This is a genomic window from Lentzea fradiae, from assembly GCF_900100955.1.
Taxonomy (GTDB): Bacteria; Actinomycetota; Actinomycetes; order Mycobacteriales; family Pseudonocardiaceae; genus Lentzea; species Lentzea fradiae.
Map to the genome: position 1 here is coordinate 19539 of NZ_FNCC01000017.1, position 19795 is coordinate 39333.

At 69.1% G+C, this 19795-nt stretch carries 17 protein-coding genes and 6 tRNA genes; 17 read left to right on the forward strand and 6 right to left on the reverse strand.

The genetic code is table 11. From position 1 onward, the window contains the following. The first annotated feature begins 29 nt into the window (after positions 1–29). From BLT23_RS33115 to BLT23_RS33135, 5 genes are all read left to right on the forward strand, one after another. The gene (locus BLT23_RS33115) at positions 30–920 is read left to right on the forward strand and encodes a bifunctional DNA primase/polymerase (protein ID WP_090057052.1); all 891 of its coding nucleotides are present in this window, start codon (positions 30–32) and stop codon (positions 918–920) included. A gap of 30 nt (positions 921–950) precedes the next feature. Further along, a complete protein-coding gene (locus BLT23_RS33120) occupies positions 951–1301 on the forward strand; it encodes a hypothetical protein (protein WP_090057056.1) in 351 nt (116 codons plus the stop codon). Positions 1302–1384: 83 nt separating this feature from the next. Further along, a complete protein-coding gene (locus BLT23_RS33125; RefSeq protein WP_090057060.1) occupies positions 1385–2962 on the forward strand; it encodes a YfjI family protein in 1578 nt (525 codons plus the stop codon). Between the two features lie 278 nt (positions 2963–3240). Then, positions 3241–3447: a helix-turn-helix transcriptional regulator gene (locus BLT23_RS33130; protein WP_218133961.1), complete on the forward strand. Its 207-nt coding sequence runs from the start codon at positions 3241–3243 to the stop codon at positions 3445–3447. Next, positions 3444–4778 carry a tyrosine-type recombinase/integrase gene (locus BLT23_RS33135; protein ID WP_090057067.1) on the forward strand — a complete coding sequence of 445 codons (1335 nt, stop codon included), beginning with the start codon at positions 3444–3446 and terminating at the stop codon, positions 4776–4778. Before BLT23_RS33130 ends, BLT23_RS33135 begins: the two co-directional genes overlap by 4 nt. Positions 4779–4898: 120 nt before the next feature. Here BLT23_RS33135 and BLT23_RS33140 read toward each other — a convergent pair. The 4 genes from BLT23_RS33140 to BLT23_RS33155 form a co-directional block, all read right to left on the reverse strand. Then, positions 4899–4970: transfer RNA gene (locus BLT23_RS33140), tRNA-Val, on the reverse strand. Positions 4971–5026: 56 nt separating this feature from the next. Next, positions 5027–5449: a TIGR02611 family protein gene (locus BLT23_RS33145; protein ID WP_090057071.1), complete on the reverse strand. Its 423-nt coding sequence runs from the start codon at positions 5447–5449 to the stop codon at positions 5027–5029. Positions 5450–5471: 22 nt separating this feature from the next. Then, positions 5472–6242 carry an anti-sigma factor gene (locus BLT23_RS33150; protein WP_090057073.1) on the reverse strand — a complete coding sequence of 257 codons (771 nt, stop codon included), beginning with the start codon at positions 6240–6242 and terminating at the stop codon, positions 5472–5474. Next, the gene (locus tag BLT23_RS33155) at positions 6239–6850 is read right to left on the reverse strand and encodes an RNA polymerase sigma factor (protein WP_245744457.1); all 612 of its coding nucleotides are present in this window, start codon (positions 6848–6850) and stop codon (positions 6239–6241) included. The genes BLT23_RS33150 and BLT23_RS33155 overlap by 4 nt, the downstream gene beginning before the upstream one ends. Before the next feature lie 256 nt (positions 6851–7106). On the opposite strand from BLT23_RS33155, the gene BLT23_RS33160 reads away from it, so the two are divergent. The 10 genes from BLT23_RS33160 (at position 7107) to BLT23_RS33205 (ending at position 14386) form a co-directional block, all read left to right on the forward strand. Beyond that, complete coding sequence (locus BLT23_RS33160) at positions 7107–7532, forward strand: SsgA family sporulation/cell division regulator (protein WP_030477975.1); 426 nt, start codon at positions 7107–7109, stop codon at positions 7530–7532. 106 nt (positions 7533–7638) lie between these two features. Further along, positions 7639–7711: transfer RNA gene (locus BLT23_RS33165), tRNA-Gly, on the forward strand. 42 nt (positions 7712–7753) lie between these two features. Then, positions 7754–7825, forward strand: a tRNA-Cys gene (locus tag BLT23_RS33170). 1 nt (position 7826) lies between these two features. After that, positions 7827–7898, forward strand: a tRNA-Val gene (locus BLT23_RS33175). 171 nt (positions 7899–8069) lie between these two features. Then, positions 8070–8142: transfer RNA gene (locus tag BLT23_RS33180), tRNA-Gly, on the forward strand. Position 8143: 1 nt separating this feature from the next. After that, a tRNA-Val gene (locus BLT23_RS33185) sits at positions 8144–8215 on the forward strand. A 154-nt stretch (positions 8216–8369) separates the two neighbouring features. After that, positions 8370–8960 carry a TIR domain-containing protein gene (locus tag BLT23_RS33190; protein ID WP_090057081.1) on the forward strand — a complete coding sequence of 197 codons (591 nt, stop codon included), beginning with the start codon at positions 8370–8372 and terminating at the stop codon, positions 8958–8960. Between the two features lie 2 nt (positions 8961–8962). Beyond that, positions 8963–10579, forward strand: a complete 1617-nt coding sequence (locus tag BLT23_RS33195) for a tyrosine-protein kinase family protein (RefSeq protein ID WP_090057084.1) — start codon at positions 8963–8965, stop codon at positions 10577–10579. A 10-nt stretch (positions 10580–10589) separates the two neighbouring features. After that, positions 10590–11198, forward strand: coding sequence for a hypothetical protein (locus BLT23_RS33200; RefSeq protein ID WP_245744459.1), 609 nt, complete (start codon positions 10590–10592; stop codon positions 11196–11198). After that, positions 11195–14386, forward strand: coding sequence for an ATP-binding protein (locus tag BLT23_RS33205; RefSeq protein ID WP_090057087.1), 3192 nt, complete (start codon positions 11195–11197; stop codon positions 14384–14386). Before BLT23_RS33200 ends, BLT23_RS33205 begins: the two co-directional genes overlap by 4 nt. A 54-nt stretch (positions 14387–14440) precedes the next feature. Here BLT23_RS33205 and BLT23_RS33210 read toward each other — a convergent pair whose 3' ends face one another. Continuing rightward, positions 14441–15142: a hypothetical protein gene (locus BLT23_RS33210; RefSeq protein WP_245744461.1), complete on the reverse strand. Its 702-nt coding sequence runs from the start codon at positions 15140–15142 to the stop codon at positions 14441–14443. A gap of 220 nt (positions 15143–15362) precedes the next feature. On the opposite strand from BLT23_RS33210, the gene BLT23_RS33215 reads away from it, so the two are divergent. After that, positions 15363–15545, forward strand: coding sequence for a hypothetical protein (locus BLT23_RS33215; RefSeq protein ID WP_090057094.1), 183 nt, complete (start codon positions 15363–15365; stop codon positions 15543–15545). Between the two features lie 103 nt (positions 15546–15648). Continuing rightward, positions 15649–16851 carry a helix-turn-helix domain-containing protein gene (locus BLT23_RS33220; protein ID WP_090057098.1) on the forward strand — a complete coding sequence of 401 codons (1203 nt, stop codon included), beginning with the start codon at positions 15649–15651 and terminating at the stop codon, positions 16849–16851. Here BLT23_RS33220 and BLT23_RS33225 read toward each other — a convergent pair. Continuing rightward, a complete protein-coding gene (locus BLT23_RS33225) occupies positions 16842–19727 on the reverse strand; it encodes an AfsR/SARP family transcriptional regulator (RefSeq protein ID WP_245744462.1) in 2886 nt (961 codons plus the stop codon). The genes BLT23_RS33220 and BLT23_RS33225 overlap by 10 nt on opposite strands. Positions 19728–19795: the final 68 nt, after the last annotated feature.

Consider the following 19795-nt stretch of genomic DNA (forward strand, 5'->3'; position numbering starts at 1 on the left):
CGCTCCGGTGCTGAAGGGAGAGCCCTGTCGTGAGCGCCGACTACCTCGACACGATCCTGAACGCCGCGAAGCGCGGCTGGCACCTCTTTCCGGCCGTGCCGGGCACCAAGCGCCCGTTCGTCGACCAGTGGGAAGCTCGCGCCACCAACGACATCAGCGTGATCCGCGACTTCTACACCCGGTACCCGCGGCACAACGTCGCGGTGGCCACCGGCCCGTCCGACCTTGTGGTGGTCGACTGCGACGTTGCCAAGCCCGGCGACGTGGCACCGGATGGCTTCAACATGTTCGGAGTGGCAACGGGGCTCGATGTTTTGACGCTGCTGGCCGAACGTGCCCACGCCACAATCTCGCCCACCTACACCGTGCGCACCCCGTCCGGCGGCACGCACCTCTACTTCCGCGCACCACGCGGCAAGGCGCTGCGCAATACCGCGGGCACGCTGGGATGGCTCGTCGACACCCGCGCGCACGGCGGCTACGTGATCGCCCCGCCGTCGATCACTCCGACCGGCCGTTACGAGATCACCGACGACCGGCCGCCGGTCGAACTGCCCGCCTGGTTGGTCCAGGCACCCGCTCCCAGGCCGTCCACGGCCGTATCAGCGCCCAACCAGAGCGTCCCTGCGCAGCGTTCCGCGTACTTGGACGCAATCGTGCGCGGCGAGTGCGCCAAGGTCGCAGCGGCCCATCGAAGCCGCCACAACAAGACGCTGTTCCAGGCCGCGTTGACCCTTGGCCAACTGGTCGGGGGCAACGAGCTGGGCCACGCCGACGCTGCCCGCATGTTGGAGCAATCCGCCACGCACATGGCTGCTGGCGACTGCGACTGCACCCCGCGCCAGATCACCGCCACCGTCCTGTCCGGACTCCGGCTGGGCGCCACCAAACCCCGGCGGCTCGACAACCGCGCCGCCTGACCCAACACACCGATAACCAGGGAGAAACACATGTCGAAGTGCAGCACGTTCCTGTCCCACCTCGAAACCGCTGTCGAAGCGCTCAACGCGGCCAACTCCGCCAAGAGCTTCGAGTTCGCGAAGAAGGACGAGATCACCACGGCCGCCCACGCCGGTGACCAGATCGCGAAGGACCTCACCGACATCCTGCTCGCGATCGACACCGCGCTGGGCAAGCTCGTCGAGACGGCCAGGGAGCAGGGTGTGAAGGCCACCGGCTCGATCGGTGACGCCAGCGTGGCGTTCTTCACCGCCGGACGCGCCGCCAACACGGTCCTGAAGCACACGGCCAAGGCGGTCGACGCCGCGCACGCCGTGAAGTTCCCGGCCATCAGCAGGTAACACCTCTGGCCCGGTACCGGCCGCGCGCCGGTACCGGGCACCCTCTCCGTCCACTCCAGACACCGCAGTTGGAGGCACCACTGATGAACGCGACGAACACGCACCCGCATGAGAGCGGGGCTGCGCGCGTTCTGCGTGCTGTGCCGGACGATCCCGGCCAGTTCGGAGACACGTGGGAACCGCCGGTCCCGCTCACCGCGGCGCAGCGTGCGCTCCCGCCGTTCCCGGTCGACGTGCTGCCCGGATGGATGGCCGACATGGTCAACGCCGTCACCGAGTTCACCCAGACCCCGCCTGATCTCGCCGGGTGCGTCGCGCTGGCCGCGCTGTCGACGGCCGCAGGTGGACGCATCACTGCTCGTATCCGGCCGGGCTGGACGCAGCCGGTGAACCTGTTCGTCATCGTCGCCCTGCCGCCCGGCTCGCGGAAGTCGGATGTGTTCGCCGCGATGGCAGGACCCATCCGCGCGGCGCAGGCCGAGCTCGTCGAACTCGCATTGCCCAGGATCGAGGAGGCCCGCATCCAAAAAGCCGTGGCAGAGCGGGAAGCGGAGAAGCTGGAGAAGTCCGCCAGCACCGCCGATCTCGCGTCCATCGGGCTGGCCGGAGATGCAGCTCTGCGTGCGCGTGAGCTGGTGGTCCCGGTGCCGCCGCGCCTGGTGGTCGACGACATCACCGCGGAGAAAGCCGCCTCGATCATGGCGGAGCAGGGCGGACGCCTTGCGGTGCTCGCGCCCGAGGGTGGCATCGTCGCCAACATCGCCGGGCGCTACTCCGGCACCCCGAACTACGAGGTCTTCCTACGTGGCCACGCCGGCGAGTACCTCGAAGTCGACCGCCAGGGCCGCGAGTCCGACGTGATCGAGCACGCCTACCTCACGCTCGGGCTCGTCGTGCAGCCGCAGATCGTCCGCGACCTCGGGCAGATCAAGGCAGCCAAGGAACGCGGCCTGCTCGGACGCTTCCTGTACTCGCTGCCGGCCAGCACCGTCGGGCACCGCGAGATCCGCGTTCCCGAGGTGCCCGAGCACGTCGCGGCGGACTACCGCGCCCGCATCGGTGGCCTGACGCTGCAACTGGCGTCCTGGTCGGCACCGGAGGTGGTCGAGTTCAGCAGGGATGCCGACGAGGCGATGTTCGCGCTGCAGGCCGAGATCGAGCCCCAGTTGGGGCCGCGCGGTGCCTGGCACCACATCGCCGATTGGGCGGGCAAGTACGCCGGAACCGTGGCCCGGCTCGCCGCGCTGCTGCACCTGGCGGACCGGCCCGCCGATGCGTGGCACCACGAGATCGGCGTCAGCACGTTCGCGCGTGCTCGGGAACTGGGCTCGTACTTCCTCGCGCACGCGCTCGGAGCGTTCGACCACATGGGCAGGGACGAGGCATACGACGATGCCCGCGCGCTACTCGCCTGGATCGCGGGCGAGCGTCTGCCGCAGTTCACCCGTCGCGAGGCGCACCGGGCCAACCGCGGCCGGTTCACCTCCGCGAGCGAGATCGGCCCGGCGCTGGACCTGCTCGAAGAGCACGGCCACATCCGCCAGCTGCCCCCGCCTGAACGGCACGGCGCAGGGCGCAAGCCGAGCCCGACCTATCTCGTCCACCCGGTCCACCTGTCCGCCGACCGGGGACAGTTTGGACAGAATGGTCAGAATCCATGATCAAGTTCGGTTTCCGCAGGTCGCGGGCATGTGGGTTGATCATGCCCGTGCTGGACAGAATCGGACACAACTCGGACAGAATTCCGGCCGCTCCACCGGCCCGAGGACCACCGACCGGACGCGCGGCAATTGTGTCCAGATTCTGTCCGATTGTGTCCACGCGATCCAAGATCACCGCACACCGGCGCTGAGCAGTGCAAACGACACCGCACGGCCAATTGTGGCCATTCTGTCCAAACTGTCCAGGCTCCGGCGTGCCCGGTCTCCAGGGAGCACCCGTGTCCAAGCAGCAGCCAGCTCTCATCTCTGTCCCTGCAGCCGCCGAACTCCTCGGCATCAGCCGCGCATCCGCCTACCGCTACGCCGACGCCGGCCAGCTGCCCGGCATCAAGCGGTTCGGGCGACGCGTGTACGTCGTTCGTGCGCGGCTCGTGGAGTTCCTGGAGTCCGACGAGCAGTTCGCTCCGGAGGCAGAAGCAGCATGACCAAGAGGAAGCCGAAGCGCCGCAAGCTGAAGGGCAGCGTCTTCAAGCGCGGCAACACGTGGACGTACTCGTTCGATGGGGAGAAGCACCCGCTGACGGGCGAGCGTCAGCAGATCCGCAAGAGCGGGTTCGTGACCGAAGACGACGCTTGGGAGGCGATGGAAAAGGCGCAGGCGGAGGTCGCCACCGAGACCTACGTCAAGCCGTCCAGAGCCAAGGTGGCCGACTTCTTCGAGCGCTGGTTCCCGCACGTGCGCATCACCACGGAGCCGACCACCGCGGCCAACTACGAGAGGTTGGCCAGGGCGTACGTGTTGCCGTGGATCGGGAAGCGGCCGATGCAGGAGATCGTGCCGTCGGTGATCGCAGCGCTCTACGAGCACCTGTTGCGGGAGGGACGCCGGAAGCGTGACACGAACTGGGAGATGTTCGAGCTGTGGGAGGACGCTCGGCTGAGCAGGCGGGAGATCCGGCCCCGTGAGGTCGCGGACAAGGTCGGAGTCTCGTACGCCGCTGCTCGCAAAGCGTTCCAGCGCTACGAGGTCGGCCGCGTGCCGGTTCCGCAGGGCAAGGGCTTGTCGCCGAAGACGGTCAAGAGCGTGCACATCATGCTCGGTTCCGCGATGACCACCGCGTTCAAGTGGGAGTACATCAGCCGCAGCCCGATGGACCGGGTCACCCCGCCAGCGGTTCCCCGCCGGTCTCACAACACCTGGGAGCCCGAACAGCTGACGAGGTTTCTGGAGGTCGCTCGTCCGGAACGGTTGTACGCGCTGTGGGTGCTCGTGTCGGCCACCGGAATGCGGCGTTCCGAATTGTGCGGGCTGACCTTCGCGTCGCTCGACCTGGACGCGGCGGTTGTCCGTATGAAGGCGACGCGTGTGGTCGCGGCCGGGGCGGTCAAGAGCGGGACGGGGAAGAGCGCGAAGAGTCGGCGGCAGATCGCGCTCGACAAGTTCACAGTGGCGGTGCTCCGTCGGCACCTCGCTCAGGTGGAGGAGGAGAAGGCCGCATTCGGTACCGGCTATCAGGACCACGGTCTGGTGTTCTGCTGGGAGGACGGTCGGCCGATCTACCCCGACACAATCACCGAGCAATTCAACCGGCTCGTGGACCGGGCGAAGGTCCCGCGCATTCGGCTTCATGACGTACGTCACACCTACGCCACTATCTCGCTGCGTGCCGGAGTGCATCCGAAGATCGTGAGCAGCAGGTTGGGACACGCGACGGTCGCATTCACCCTCGACACCTACACCGAGGACATCCCGGACCTCGATGCAGGAGCCGCGGAGAGCATCAGTGGTCTATTCCTGCCGAGAGGGACTGAGTGACCCCGTAGACCCTGTTTGTGTACGGATTTGTGTCCCGCAGCCTGGTGCGGGCGATCGTCGGCGTGCGCAGAAAGCCGGAGGGGCTCTGATCTTTGCAGATCAGAGCCCCTCCGGCTTGTGTGGGCGATACTGGGATCGAACCAGTGACCTCTTCGGTGTGAACGAAGCGCTCTCCCGCTGAGCTAAACGCCCGTGTTCTGTTGTCTTGCTGTCCCGCTCTCGCGGTGTGGCCATAGCTTACAACATCATCAACGAGAACCAAAAATCGGGCTCTGCAACCAGCTCCACTCGAGGCCGAACCAGCCTCCTACCAGCGCAAACACGTTGAGGAAGTAGCACGTCACCAGGACGATGCCGCAGACGCCGGCCATCACGAGGCCGCGGACCCAGGACGGCTGGCGCTTCAGCCACTCGACCCAGCGGTCGTAGTAGCGCTTGGCGAACTGGAGGACCTTGCCCGCCCACTCGAACTCGGTGGCGAGGATCGCCAGGCCCGCGAAGACCACCAGCCAGCCCGGGCCGGGGTAGGGGATCATGATGACGCCGGCGATCAGCACGATGCCGCCGATCACGCCCACGCCGATGCGGTACGCCAGGTTCAGCGCCGGGTTGCGGTGGAACCAGTGGCGCCAGCCCTTGTGCTCTTCGGGCTTCACGTCGGGCTTCGTCATGTGTGGATCATCCTGTTGGGACTCAGGCGGGTGCAACCTGGCCTCCCGCGAGCACCTCCGACGGTTGTGCCGGGGCTTGGCGGCCTGGTTCCAGCGACACCGCGAAGGTCGTGTGCCTGTGTGCCTCGGACGACCAGGCCAGCTGTTGCGGGTCGGTCGAGCCTGCGTGCACGTCGAACACCGCCAACGGTACCGGCGACGGCGTGCTCGCACCCCAAACTACGTAAACATGGCCCGAGTCGTTCGGGTGCAGGTTCAGGGGGAGGACGGCGGCTGCGGTGGGGTTCGACAGGACCACTGCTACCTCGGTGCCGTTGCCGGTGCGGAGGGTTGCCCTGTTCGTGGCGGGGTCGGCGGCCAGGGAGAGGGCTTTGGCCAGGTCGTTCGTTCGGGACTGGGCTGCGGTGACTTCACTCGAAAGTTGGTTCACGCGCACGGCCAGATAACTGCCTCCTGCCAGGACGGCCAGGGCTGCCGCTGCGGCCAGCAGTGTGCGGGCGGTGTGGCGGGGGCGGCGTAGGGGAGTGGGCTCCTCGTGGCGCGGGGGCGGTGCGTCGTCTTGGGGGATGAGTTGGATCTGCTCCATGAGCTTCGCGCGCAGGCGGGGCGGTGGCTGTTCCTGGTGGACGGAGCCACCGATGCCCGCCAGGACCTCCTGGGTCGACCGGACTGTTTCCCGGCACCCCTCACAGGTTGGCAGGTGGTCTTGGAACTGTGCTTCCTCGTTCGGTTCCAGGGAGTGCATCGCCCAGCCGACGGCGAGCTCCTCGTGGGGGCACGTGCCGCCGTTCACCGTTCCACTCCCGTCGTCTCGCCTGCCCACAAGTTTCCCAGCGTGCCTCTCAGGCGTCTGATCGCCGCGAACGTGCGCGACTTCACAGTGCCCAGGGGGACGCCGGTCAGTTTCGCCACCTCGGCCTGGGTGTAGCCACCGAGGTAGGCGAGGGCCATCACCTGTCGTTGTTCCTCGGGCAAAGTGTGCAGGGCCGCCCTGACCTCCGCGCTGACCACGCTCGCGAGCGCCTGGTGGTCGGAACTTTCCACGAATGCGGAATCATCGTCGGTCAGGGGAACAGTTCGGCGGCGTTGGGTGTTTTCCCTACGTACGGCATCCACCGCGCGGTGGTGCACCAAAGTCATCAACCAGGTGCCGAAACTTCCGCGGGTGGGGTCGAACCTGGCGGGATGCCGCCAGAGCGCGAGGAACGCCTCCTGGACCACGTCCTCGGCGAGTCCAGGGTCTACGCAGATGCGTCTGGCCAGCGAATACGCTGGTGTGCCGTACCTGTCGTACAGTTCGCCGAACGCCGCTCGATCGCCTTGTGCGAGCCTGTGGACCAGGTCGGCGTCAGGTGGCCGGCCGGTGCTCGGCGCGGCGGGTGGACCGGGCGGTTCAGCCACCGGAAAAGTCCTCACGTCCAACATTCGCGCAACAGCCGGTACCGGGTTCAGGGTAGACCCAGCAAGATGGGGTGCACTGGACATCGGCTGGACGGCGAGGAGGCCACGGAACGCGCACATCCTGTCGCGTTGTGCAGCTGAGATGACCCGATGGGGTGATCTGAGGCCGGATCGCGAGCGTTCCTCGCCACATGCACGTCACAACTGAGGTGCTCGGTCGTTTCATTGACCGGGAAGGGAGAAGAGGGTAACGACGATGCGCAACGATCACGTGACGCTCCGCTCGACAGCGGTCTTCGACCTGCTGGCACCGAGGACCCCCGCGGTCCCGGTCCAGGTGGAGCTGCGATACGACACGAAGGACCCGTACGCGGTGGTGGCCGCGTTCCGCACCGGCCGTGCCGGTTGGGTCGAGTGGGTGTACGCCCGCGACCTGCTCGCGGACGGTCTCATCGCCGACGCCGGCGACGGTGACGTCCGCATCCGCCCGGCGGCCGACGACCCCGAGGTCGTCGTGATCGAGCTGAGCTCGCCCTCCGGGCACGCCATGTTCGAGGCGTCCGCCCAGGAGCTCGCGGACTTCCTCGACCGCACCTACGACGTGGTGGTGCCGGGCAACGAGCACCTGTGGGTCAACGTCGACGAGGCGCTCACGCACCTCATCTCGAACGACCTGAGCTGAGTTTTCCGAGGTAGGGGGCCCGCGTAGGCGGTGCGGGTACCCCCGGTGAAACCCGCTTGAACCCCTCGTATATGGTTGTTTCAACATCACGAAGTCAGTGGTGCACGCGGATGTAGCGCAGTTGGTAGCGCATCACCTTGCCAAGGTGAGGGTCGCGAGTTCGAGTCTCGTCATCCGCTCTGTGGGTCCTCAGTGGTTGTCCGCTGTGGACTCATGCTCCTGGCGGAGTGGCCGAGTGGCTTAGGCAAGGGCCTGCAAAGCCCTGTACACGGGTTCGATTCCCGTCTCCGCCTCGGACGATTAGCTCAGCGGGAGAGCACTACCTTGACACGGTAGGGGTCACTGGTTCAATCCCAGTATCGTCCACTCGGATCACCCAGCGGGGCCCGGTGCACAGCGCACCGGGCCCCGCTGGCGTTTCCGGACGTGTTCCCGAGGGGTGCCGGCGGGCGTCGCGGCCTCAAGATCAGCCGATTTGGAACTTCGGGGGACCGTCGGATAAAGTTCTCCTCGCGCCACGGGAAACCGAGGCGCAACGCGGATGTAGCGCAGTTGGTAGCGCATCACCTTGCCAAGGTGAGGGTCGCGAGTTCGAGTCTCGTCATCCGCTCGGACGATTAGCTCAGCGGGAGAGCACTACCTTGACACGGTAGGGGTCACTGGTTCAATCCCAGTATCGTCCACTTCTCCGGGAAGCCCCCGATCGAACATCGATCGGGGGCTTCTTGCTGTTCACCCCGAAGCGCCCTGTTTTTGTCCATTTATTGGTCGGAACAGCGGTAAATGCCCACTTTTTTGTCTTTTATCGGGAAGTGGTCGCATCTACTGTTCCTTCCCGTGTCCGGCTACAAGTACGACTTCTTCATCAGCTACTGCCGACACGGCAGTGTGCAGCGGTGGTTGTTGAACCACTTCCTCGACAAGCTCCGGGAATGTCTGGCCGACCAGTACGCGCCGACGCCCACGGTGTACGTCGACCGCTCGATGGAGCGGGGTGTGCACTGGCCGTCGAACCTGCAGGACGCGCTGCGGCACAGCAAGATCATGATCCAGCTGCTGACCCCGCAGTACTACGAGTCGCGCTGGTGCATGGCCGAGCAGAGGAGCATGCGGGCCAGGGAGGAGATGCTGGGCCTCGCGAGCGTCGAGGTGTCGCAGGGACTGATCTACCCGATCCTCTACTCCGACTCGGACAACTTCCCGCCGGAGGAAAAAGAGCGGTCCTGGGTCAATTTCAAGGACGTCGCCCACCCGGATCCCGTTTACCAGCAGAGCAAGAAATACCTGCGATTCCACACGAGGGTCAACCAGCTGGCGGAGGACCTCGTCCGGCTCGCCAAACAGGCGCCTCCGTGGCAGCCGGACTGGCCCGACGTCGACCCGCCGCAGCCCCCGCTCATGCCGCCTCCGCAGATTCCGAGGTTCTGACCATGGCTGGGACCGTCATCACCTTCTACTCGTACAAGGGCGGCGTCGGCCGCAGTTTCACCCTGGCCAGCATCGCGGTGCTGCTCGCCCGGTGGGGATATCGGGTGCTGACGGTCGACTGGGACCTGGAGGCCCCCGGTCTGCACCACTACTTCGGGCCGCAGATGACACGGGTGCCGGACGGCGGGGTGATCGACCTCGCGCACGACTTCCTCGCCGGCGCGAAAAGGCCCGCCCCGCACATCGTCGAGGTCGGCGTGGAGGGCACCGGCTCGCTTTCGCTGCTCGCCTCCGGCCGGATGGACCGCGGCTACATGCGCCGCATGCAGTCGATCGACTGGACTGACCTGTACGAACGCGGCTTCGCGACCTTTCTCGAGACGTGCCGGGACATCTGGACCGCCGAGCACGACTTCGTGCTGATCGACAGCCGGACCGGCATCTCCGACATCGCGAGCATCTGCACGGCCCACCTGCCCGACCGGCTGGTCGTCGTCTTCACCGCCAACGACCAGAACCTGGACGAGGTCGTCGACATCGCCCGGCGTGCCGACGACGCGCGCGACCGGATGCCCTATGACCGGCCCCGGCACACGGTGCTGCCCGTGCTGTCACGGCTGGACAACCGCGTGGAGTACGAGCGGGCGGACGCCTGGCAGCGCAAGTGCGCGCAGGTCGTCACCCCCTTGTTCGAGAACTGGCTCGTCAAGAGCGTTCCCGAGGAGCGGATGCTGCGGCACCTCACGGTTCCGTACGTCTCCTACTGGAGCTTCGGCGAGCAGGTGCCCGTGCTGGACGAACCCGTCCCCTCTCCAGACCAGATCTCCTACGCGCTGGAGACGATCGCCGCGGTGATCGCGCAGGGGTTCGACCGGACGGACGTGCTGGAGGACAACCGCGACGCCTACGTCGCCGCCGCCCGCAACCACCACCGCGACTTCGCCCTCGACCTGCTGGTGTCGAGCCCTCGGACGTTGTTGCGGGCCACCGAGGAGCTCGTCGCGCAGCTGAACGCGCTCGGCGTGCGGGCGGAGCGGTCGGTGTCCGGGGACCCGGAGATCCTCGAACGGGCCGGTGTGCCGGCGGAGCACCTGTGCCTGCTGGTCGACGGTGAGCCGAGCCGGTGGCAGATCACCGAGGCGGAACGCTTCCTGCGGCACGCGATCGGGCCGGAGGGTGGGCAGCGGCAGCTGTTCTGCGTGCTGTCGCGGGGCACGAACCGCGAGCGGCTGCCCGGGTTCCTGCGCAACCTGCGGCCTATCGAGCTGGGGGACCAACCTGAGCTGGTCGCGCGGCAGCTGCACGCGCTCATCCAGGGCGAGCCCGAGCACGAGCCGAACCAGGAGGCGCTGGTGGCGGCTGCGGCCGCGTTGCGCGGGCTGCCGGAGCGGATGCCTTACGCCGGGCGGTTCGCGCTCGCGCAGGACACCGTGCGCGGCATGACGGAGGCGCTCGACAGCGGTGACGTGGAGCTGATGCTCGACCTCTCCGCCGATCTCGCGCTGCTGGGCAAGGCGCACGGCAACGGCGCCCGGATCCCGATGCCCGCGGAGCTGCGGGCCGCCGTGGCCGAGCTGCTGCGGCGCATCGACCGACGACTGAACGCGTTCACCGACTGAGAGAGGCGGCATGATGCCGGAGAAGTTTGGTGCCCCCGAACGTGCGGCGCTGCTCGTGCTGATGCTGGAGAGCCGGCAGGTGCCCAACCCGGAGCTGGCGAACCTGCACCGGGTGAAGCTCACCCCGCAGGGGCGGGCCAGGTTGAACAAGGCCGGGTTGATGAGGACGTCCGACGACGTCCGGCCGATGGTGCACGAGATCACCGACGAGGGCATCGCCTGGTGCCTGCAGGACCTCGTGGACGGTGACCTGCCGCCGAGGTCCACCTCGCACGCGCGGGTGGTCTTCGGGCTGTTGAAGAAGTTCGTGCGGCACCACCAGGACCGCGGCACGCTCGTCGACGTGATCCGGTCCCGCGACATCGAGTCGCTGATCCGGTCCGTGTACGAGGAGCTGGCGGTGGAGCCGCAGGACTGGATCCGGCTCGCCCGCATCCGGCCGCGGCTGAACGGCGCCGAGCGGGGTGAGGTCGACGAGACGCTGGTCAAGATGATGAAGACCGGCACCGTGCACCTCGCGCCCGAGTCCAACACGAAGGTGCTCACCGCGGAGGATCACGCCGCAGCGTTGCGGGTCGGCAGCGAGGACCTGCACCTCGTGGCGATGGAGGAGTCATGACCGAGCACCTGCGGGAGGCGCTGGCCGTCCTGCGGTTCAACTCCGCAGAGACGCCGGACGACGTCTGGCGCACCTCGCCGTCCCACGTCGACGGCCTGCACACCAGGGCGGAGCACCGGATCAGGACCGCCATCGACGATGCCAGGGACAGCACCGGCTCCAACCCCATCGGGCTGGTCCTGCAGGGTCGCAAGGGAGTCGGCAAGACGCACCTGCTCGGCACGGTGCGCAGCATGGTGCAGGAGATCGGTGGCTACTTCTTCCTGATCGAGATCAGCTCGGCCGCGATGTTCTGGGAGGACGTCGCGGACGCCATGCGCAGTGAGCTGCTCAGGACCGACGACAGCGGTCAGCTCCAGCTGATCGTGCTGCTGCGGGAGCTGTGCCGCGGTGCCGACCTGCCCGCGGACGTGGCCAAGGCGATCGTCCGCGAGGCGCCGTTGACGCCCGAGCACCTGGACGCGCTGGTCGACGGGCTGCACAAGGTGGACGCGCGGATCGCGAGCGAGTGCGACGAGGTGATCAGGGCGCTGGTCCTGTACGCGTCGCGGCACTCGTCCGTCGGCCGCAACTACCTGGAAGGGCTGGACGACGAGAAGGGCGAGCGGGCCGCGTGGGGCCTGTCGGCCAAGACGAAGCCGGCGCAGCAGGTGGTGCGGGACATCTCGCGGGTGCTGGCGATGACCGGTCCGTGCGTGATCGCCATCGACCAGCTCGACACCGTCGTCAACAAGTCGCAGGACCTCATCGAGGAGGACCTCAGCCCGGAGGAGGCGCGGGAGCTCGCGCTCATCTCGGACGGGTTGATGCAGCTGCGCGAGATCACCCGCCGGACGGTGACGATCGTCGCCTGCCTGCCGACGACCTGGACCAAGCTGCGCCAGGCCGCCAGCGACACCGTCGGCGACCGGTTCACCCTCACGCCGGTCCTCGGCGCCATCAGCGATCCCGGGATCGGCAAGGCGCTGGTGGAGAAGTGGCTGTCGGTCATCTACGGGAGCAAGGGCATCACGCCTCCGCACCCGACCTGGCCGGTGTCCCCGGAGGCGTTCGGCGACGACTGGCAGATGGAGACGCCGCGCACGTTGCTCAAGCGGATCCACTCGCACGCGGAGGCGTGCCTGCACGGCGAGGTCCGGGAGCTCCGCTCGTTCCAGGAGCCCCAGCGGGAGGAGACGCCCGCGCCGGCACCCGAGCAGACGCCGAAGGCGGGACCCGAACCGGACTACCTGGTCGAGCTCGACGTCCGGTTCGCGCGGCTGCGGGAGAGCGCCGCGCACGCCGCCGCCGACCTCCGCTCGCAGAACGAGGACGACGTGATGCCGGCGTTGTTGCTGGCGGGGCTGAGGTCCTGGGTCACCGAGATCGGCAACGACGACCTGGCGTGGCATCCCGAGCCGCAGGCCAAGGACAAGAGCCTGCACGCCAGCCTGCGGCACACCGTCGACGAGGAGCGGGACGTCGAGGAGCGCTGGCTGTTCCGGCTCATCGCGAGCGGGCACGGCAACACGGTGCTGCGGCGGTTCCGCAATGCCCGTGCGGCGGCCGAGGAGGCCCGCGGGCAACACCTCGTGCTCATCCGAAACGGCCGCAAGGGCTGGACCGGGGCGAAGACCAGGGGTGAGGTCGCGGAGTTCGTCCAGCGCGGTGGCAAGAGCATCGACGTGTCGGACGAGGACCTGCGGACGTTCATCGCGCTCAAGGAGATGTGGTCGTCGCAGTCGCACCAGCTGCTCGCGTGGCTGGTGGCGCGGAAACCGGCCAGCAGCAGCACGTTCCTCAAGACGATCCTGCCCGACCCGGCGCGGGCCGGTGCGAGGAGCGGGCACCAGGAGACGCGTCCTCCGCCCCGGCGAAAGACCCCGGGCCGGCCGACGCCCAGCCAGAAGACGCCCAGCGAGAAGACACCGAACCTGAAGACGCCGGAGGCACGCGCCGAAACGCCGGTGGAGGAACAGCTCCAGCCCGCCGGGGACGGGGAGATCGTGCTCGGGGTGGACGGGGAGATCCGGATCGCGCTGGAGTCGTTGCGCAAGCACGCGATCGTGTTCGCCGGGTCCGGTAGTGGCAAGACGGTGTTGTTGCGGCGGATCGTCGAGGAGTGTGCGCTGCAAGGGGTTTCGGCGATCGTGCTGGACCCCAACAACGACCTGGCGCGGCTCGGGGACGCGTGGCCGCAGGCGCCGGGGGAGTGGCGGGACGGGGACGAGGCCAGGGCCGCCGAGTACCTGGGCGGGACCGAGGTCGTCGTGTGGACGCCGGGGCGGGCCAGTGGGCGGCCGTTGGTGTTCCACCCGTTGCCTGACTTTGCTGAGGTGCGGTCGGACGAGGACGAGTTCACCGCCGCTGTGGAGGCCGCGGTGGCACGGCTGGTGCCGCACGCGCGGATCGCCAACGAGACGAAGTTCGCTGTTCGAGGGCGGGCTGTGCTCAAGGAGGCGTTGCGGTACTACGCGCGCAAGGATCGGCGGGACCTCAACGGGTTCGTGGACCTGCTGGCGGAGTTGCCGGAAGGGTTGAGCCTGCTGCAGTCGGCGGTGTCGACGGCGGCTGACCTCGCGGAGACGTTGCGGGCGGCGATGGTGAACGACCCGTTGCTCGGTGGGCAGGGAGAGCCGACCGATCCCGGGGTGTTGTTGCGGCCCTCGCGCGGGAAGAAGGCGCGGATCTCGGTGATCAGTTTCGTCGGGTTGCCGTCCGACGAGCAGCGGCAGGGGTTCATCAGCCAGCTGCAGCTGGAGATCTTCGCCTGGATCAAGCGGAACCCGGCGGTGGACCGGCCGCTCGGCGGGTTGCTCGTGATGGACGAGGCGCAGACGATCGCGCCGTCGGGCAGTGTCACGGCCAGCACGCAGACGACGATCCTGCTGGCGTCGCAGGCGCGCAAGTACGGGCTGGGGCTGTTGCTGGCCACGCAGGCGCCGAAGGGCGTGCACAACCAGATCACCGGTAACGCCACCACGCAGTTCTTCGGGCGGTTGAACAGTCCCGCGCAGATCGCGGCGGCGACGGAGATGGCTCGTGCCAAGGGAAGCACGGTCGCGGACATCTCGCGGCTGGAGCGCGGGCAGTTCTACGTCACCGGGGACACGTTCGGGTTCCGGCGGATGCGGGCGCCGTTGTGCCTGAGCCACCATCCGCCCAGCCCGTTGCGGCTGGAGGAGGTCCTGGAGCGGGCCCGGAAGTGAACGAAGGGCGGTGTCCCCGGAAGGGGGCACCGCCCTTTCGCGTCCTCAGTGGACCTACGCGCTGAGCATGTCCTCGATCCGCTGCCACAGCGTGGAGAACTGGTCAGGCGAGCCGCCGACCACGACGAAGTTCACGGTGTCGTCGTCGTGCAGCTCGACCGCGTAGACGGTGTTGTCCTCGCGCTCCACGCGCACGGCGACCGTGGTGTCGCCCATGAGCATCGTGCCGGAGAGGGCGCGCTTGGCGAGGGCGGGGGAGGCGGCGGCGAACTGCTCGGCCAGGGTGCGCAGCGGGTTCTGCTTGGGCTGCACGGGTTCCAGCGCTGGCGCGGGCTCCAGCTCCTGCCCGGTTTCCAGTTCCTGCCCGGTTTCCAGTTCCTGCACGGCAGCCGCCTCCGGTTCCGGCTGCTTGAGCGCGGCCACCAGGTCGGCGACGGGCACGCGTGCCAGGCCGGCGGTCTCGGCCTCCTCCACGCGCGACACCAGCGTGTCGACGAGGTGGCCGTTCGCGCGCAGGTGCGGTGACGACGGGTCGTCCTCGCCGGTGAGGACCGGCAGGACGTGCTCGTCGGTCGTGCCCACCTCGTCGGCGCTGGTCACGAACGGCACGAGGAAACGCACCTCCGCCTCCGGCAGGTCGTTGCTCTCCAACACGGTCAGGCCGCGCTGACGACACGCCTCGACCACCTCGTCGGCCACGGCGCGCTGCTCCTCTGCGAACGACACGGCGATGTCGTAGGTCGCGGATTCGGTCACTCCTACCTCCCTCACGGCTTCCCGGCCGGCGGCCGGGTGCGCGCGCATCGTGCACCCGCGGTGTTGACCAGAAGTGGATGAGGAGTGGACGTGTTGACCGCTGCGGCAGGCAACGGGAAACACCTGGTTCCGCGCATTCCCAGGACGAATGCTCGAAGGGAGCCCGCACCGAGCGGGCGGAATTCAGGAAATCAATTCCGATCCCTTCGGAGGATTCGCCATGTCCAAAATCGCGTCCACTTTCGCCGCCGGTGCGGCCACCCTGCTGACCGCCGTCGCCGTCGCCGCCTCGGTGTCCGGCGGCGTCACGGCCGTGGCGGACGGGGAGAACCCGCCCAAGCCCCCGACCACGACGACCACCACCGAAGCGCCCGACGGCGGGGGCAACCCGTGGCACGGGTGAGGTGACAGCGCGATCGCCCCGGTCTTTGTCGGAAAAGGCCGGGGCGATTGCGGGACAACGGCAGTGGTGATGTACTCGGCGCACGCCGGAGCGGGAGGCAGTCGTGTCCGAAACTTTTGGTGAGTTGCTGCGTGCGCACCGTGTCGCGGCGGGGTTGTCGATGGGGCAGCTGGCGAAGCTGATCCATTACAGCAAGGGTTATCTGAGCAAGATCGAGAACGATCTGAAACCGCCGAGCCCCACGGTCGCGCGGTTGTGCGACGGCGTGCTGGACGTCGGTGGCCGGCTGGTCGAGGCGGCCGTGCGGAGCGCATCGCCCCCGCCCGACGGCCGGGCGCTGGGGCGCCGCCAGGTGCTGGTGGCGGGCACGGTGCTGGGCGTTGGCGCGCTCACCGGCGGCGGGCAGCGGCCGGTGCCGGACGAGCAGGTGATCGCCGGGATGCGCACGTCGTTCGAACAGCTGCGAGCCCTCGGCCTGCGGACCAGTCCGCAGCTCGTGCTCGAACCGCTGAAAGCCTTGCAGCACACGGTGCACGACCTGGCGCGGGAGAACGCGGGCGCGGTCGGCACCCGGCTGCTCAGGCTCGCCGCGCGCATCGCCGAGCACACCGGCTGGATGTGCCAGGAGGCCGGGGACGAGCACGGCGCGCTCTGGTGGACCCGGCACGCGTCCGAACTCGCCCGTGCGGCGGGAGATCCGGACATCGCGAGCTATGCGTTCGTGCGCGAGGCGGGGGTCGCGCTGTACCGCCAGGACGCTGCCGCCACGATCGGTCTCGCCCAGCAGGCGCAGTGGATCGGCAGCGCGAGCTCACGCGTCCTGGCGCTGGCCGCCCGGCGGGAGGCGCAGGGCCACGCGCTCGCGGGAGACCGCGGTGCGGCGGAACGCGCGTTCGACCTGGCGGCGCGGCGCATGGCGGACGCCGGGCAGGACAGCGCCTACCCGGTGCTCGGGTCGAGCGCGCCGGACCCGCTGGAGCTGGCCAGGGGCTGGGCATTGGCCGACCTCGGGCTCAACGCCAGGTCGGCGGAGGTGCTGGACCGCGTGCTCGCGTCCGTGCCGGCGACGTCCCGCCGCACCCGTGCCCGGTTCGGCACCCGGCGCGCCCTCGCCCACGCGTTGTCGGGCGAGGTCGACGAGAGCTGCCGCTCGCTCGGCCACGTCCTGGACGACGTGGCGCACGTCGACTCGGCGACGGTGAGGGCCGACCTGCGGCAACTGGCCAGGACCCTGGGCCGGTGGCACAACCACGGCGCGGTGCGCGAGATCTACCCCGACCTGAAACGGCTCCTGGCTCACCGCTGACCGCACGGGCAGGTCAGCCCTGCTCGTTCCGCCCGCACCTGGTCCGCCTCCGGCTGGTCGAGCTCGCGGAAGACCGACTCCGCCGTGTCCCAGTGCGGCACGGCTTCCGCGTGCCGGCCCAGGGCGTGCAGCGTGCGGGCGATGCCGATCTCGCCGTGGGACCGGTGCGTGCGGTTGCCGGTGCCGGTGGCCACGTCGAGCAACGACCGGTACAGCAGCAGGGCCGCTGGCAGGTCGCCGCGGTCGCGTTCGGTGGCGGCGCGGTCCCGGCACAGCCGGGCCTGCAGCTCCGCGTCCGCCAGCCCGGCGGCGGCCTTGGCGGCGAGGTCGTGGTGGTGCAACGCCTCCGGGATGCGGCCCGCGAGCCGGTGCGCGTCGGCGATGTTGGTGAGCGCGTAGGCCGCCACGCAGAGGTCGCCCAGCTCGACCGCGATCTCGTGCGCCTCCAGGTGGTCGGGGATGGCTTCGTCGAGCATGCCGAGGTGCTGGCGGTTCGCGCCGACGTTGTTCAACGCGTGGGCGAGCCCCTGGAGGTGCCCGCTCTCGCGCAGGAACGTCACCGCGACCTCCTGCTGCCGCAACGCCGTCTCGTACCTGCCGTGCTGTTCGTTGAGGTACCCGAGCATGCTCAGCGCGTGGCCCTGTCCGCGCAGGTCGCCGCACTCCGCGTACTTGCCCAGCGCGGCCTCGTAGTTCGCCACCGCCTTGTCGTGGTCGCCGAGCTGCATGGCCGAGACGGCGATGGCGCACAGCGCGCCCGCCTCGCCCGCCACGTCGCCCAGCCGCGTCCAGCGCGGCAGCGCCCGTTCGGCGAGTGCCAGCGCCTCCTCGTGCCGCCCGCACCTGTCGTGCGCGGCGGAGAGGCGGATCTCGACGTGCGCCAGCCCGTAGTCGTCGTCCGGCCGCACGGAGCCTGCGGCGTCGATCCAGTCCTCGAAGCGGTTCGCGGTGTTGAAGTGCCGCCAGATCAACGCGGCCAGCCGCCACGCGTGGTCCGTGCCGGAGCGCCGGATCGCGGCCATCAGGTTGTCGCGCTCGGCGGTGATCCACGCCAGCGCACGGGCCTGGTCGTCGAACTCCAGGCCGTACGGGCTTTCCTGGGGCACGGAGGGCAAAGCCGCGCGGTCGAACGGGTACGCGACCTTCACGGCGTTCGCGAGCGTCACGAGGTAGAAGTCGAACAGGCGCGGCAACGCCTCCGCGGGTGGCGGTTCCAGCGCGGCGAACTCCTTGATGGAGTCGAGCATCTGGTAGCGGTCCGGCGCGACCTCCTCCAGGAGGCACACCTCGTGCAGGTCGTAGAGCAGCTTGCGGGTGTCGGCGATGTCGTTGCCGGTGAGGGCCGCCGCGGCCACGAGGTCGACGGCCGGTCCCGGCAGGTGCCCGAACAGCCGGAAGACCTCTCGCTGGCGGTCGTCGAGCAGCTGGCGGGACGTGTGGACGGCGGCGTTGTCCCGCCACGCGCCGCTGTCGTCGAGCCTGCCGAGCAGGTGGTCGAGCGACCACCTGTCGTGCTTGCGCAGCAACGCCGCCGCGACGGTGATCGACACCGGCATGTACCCGCAGCGCTTCACCAGCCCGGCGACGTCGGCCGCCCTGCCCCGCACGCGGGCCGAGCCGGTGAGCCTGCGGAACAGGGTCGACGCGTCGTCGGGGGCCATCGGCGCGAGCCGGACGTGCTCCCCGATGTCGGGCTCGCCCATCTTCTGGCTCGTGACCAGGGCGAAGCAGTCGCGCGCCTCCGGCAGCAACGGCCGGATCTGCTCGGGTGACGCGGCGCTGTCCAGCACCACCAGCGTCTTCGTGCCGTAGAGCTGCGACTGGTAGACCGTCGCCTTGCGGCCCACCGTGTCCGGGATTTGCTCGGCGGGCACGCCCAGCTCGGTGAGCAGGTGGGTCAGCGCGTCGGACACCGTCATCGGTGCCACGCCGGGCGTGAAACCGTTGAGCCGCACCAGGAGCTGCCCGTCCGGGAACCGGTGGCGGAGGCGGTGCGCGGCCTCCACCGCCAGTCCCGTCTTGCCGATGCCGGGCGCGCCGCTGATCCACACCGCGCGGCGTTCGCCCGGTCCCGCCGCCGCGGCCTCGATGGTCTCCAGCTCGGCCGTGCGGCCGGTGAACCCGCCGGGCCGCGACGGCAGCGAGCTGCCGGGCTCACCGCGCCGGGCGCGTTCGGCGAGGTTGCGCAGCACCGTCCCCGGCTCGAACCCCTGCTCGGCGAGGGCGGTGCTCGCGGCCTCGAAGACGCGGATCGCCCCGACCCGGTCACCGCCCGCCATGAGCGCGCGCATCAGCAGCTCGGCGTACTTCTGGTGTTCCGGGGTGGCGCGGACGGCCTTCCGCATCCGGTCCCTGGCCGACCGGTGGTCGCCGGAGACCAGCTCCAGCTCGGCCAGGTCACCGAGGGCGTCGTGGTAGCTCTCGTCCGGCAGGATCACCTCGGCGCCGCCGACCCTGTCGATGTCGATGTCCTCCAGGAACCGGCCGCGCCACAACGCGACGGCCTCCCGCAGCAGCTCGATCGCGCGCGGCTCGTCCTTGTCCCGCAGCGCCTGCGCGGCGTCCTCGCGAAGCCGGTCGAACCGCACGGTGTCGATGTCGTCCTCGTCCGCCCGCAGCACGTACCCGGTCGCCGTCCGCTCGATCGCGGCACCGGTGCCGTCGACGGCCTTGCGCAGCTTGTTGATGTACCCGCGCACCAGCGACCTGCGTTCCGGCTGCTCCGGCCACACGATCTCGGTGATGCGCTCGGGCGACACGGGCTTGTTCACGTGCAACAGGAGCACGACGAGGATGAACCGTTGCTGCTGGTCTCCCAGCGGCACCGGGGCGTCCCCGTGCCACGCTTCCAGCGGACCCAGCATCCGGAACTCCACGCCGCCTCCTCGATTCCCGGTGACCAGTCTGGGAGGAATGTCGTACGGCGACGCGCAGGCGTGTCGAT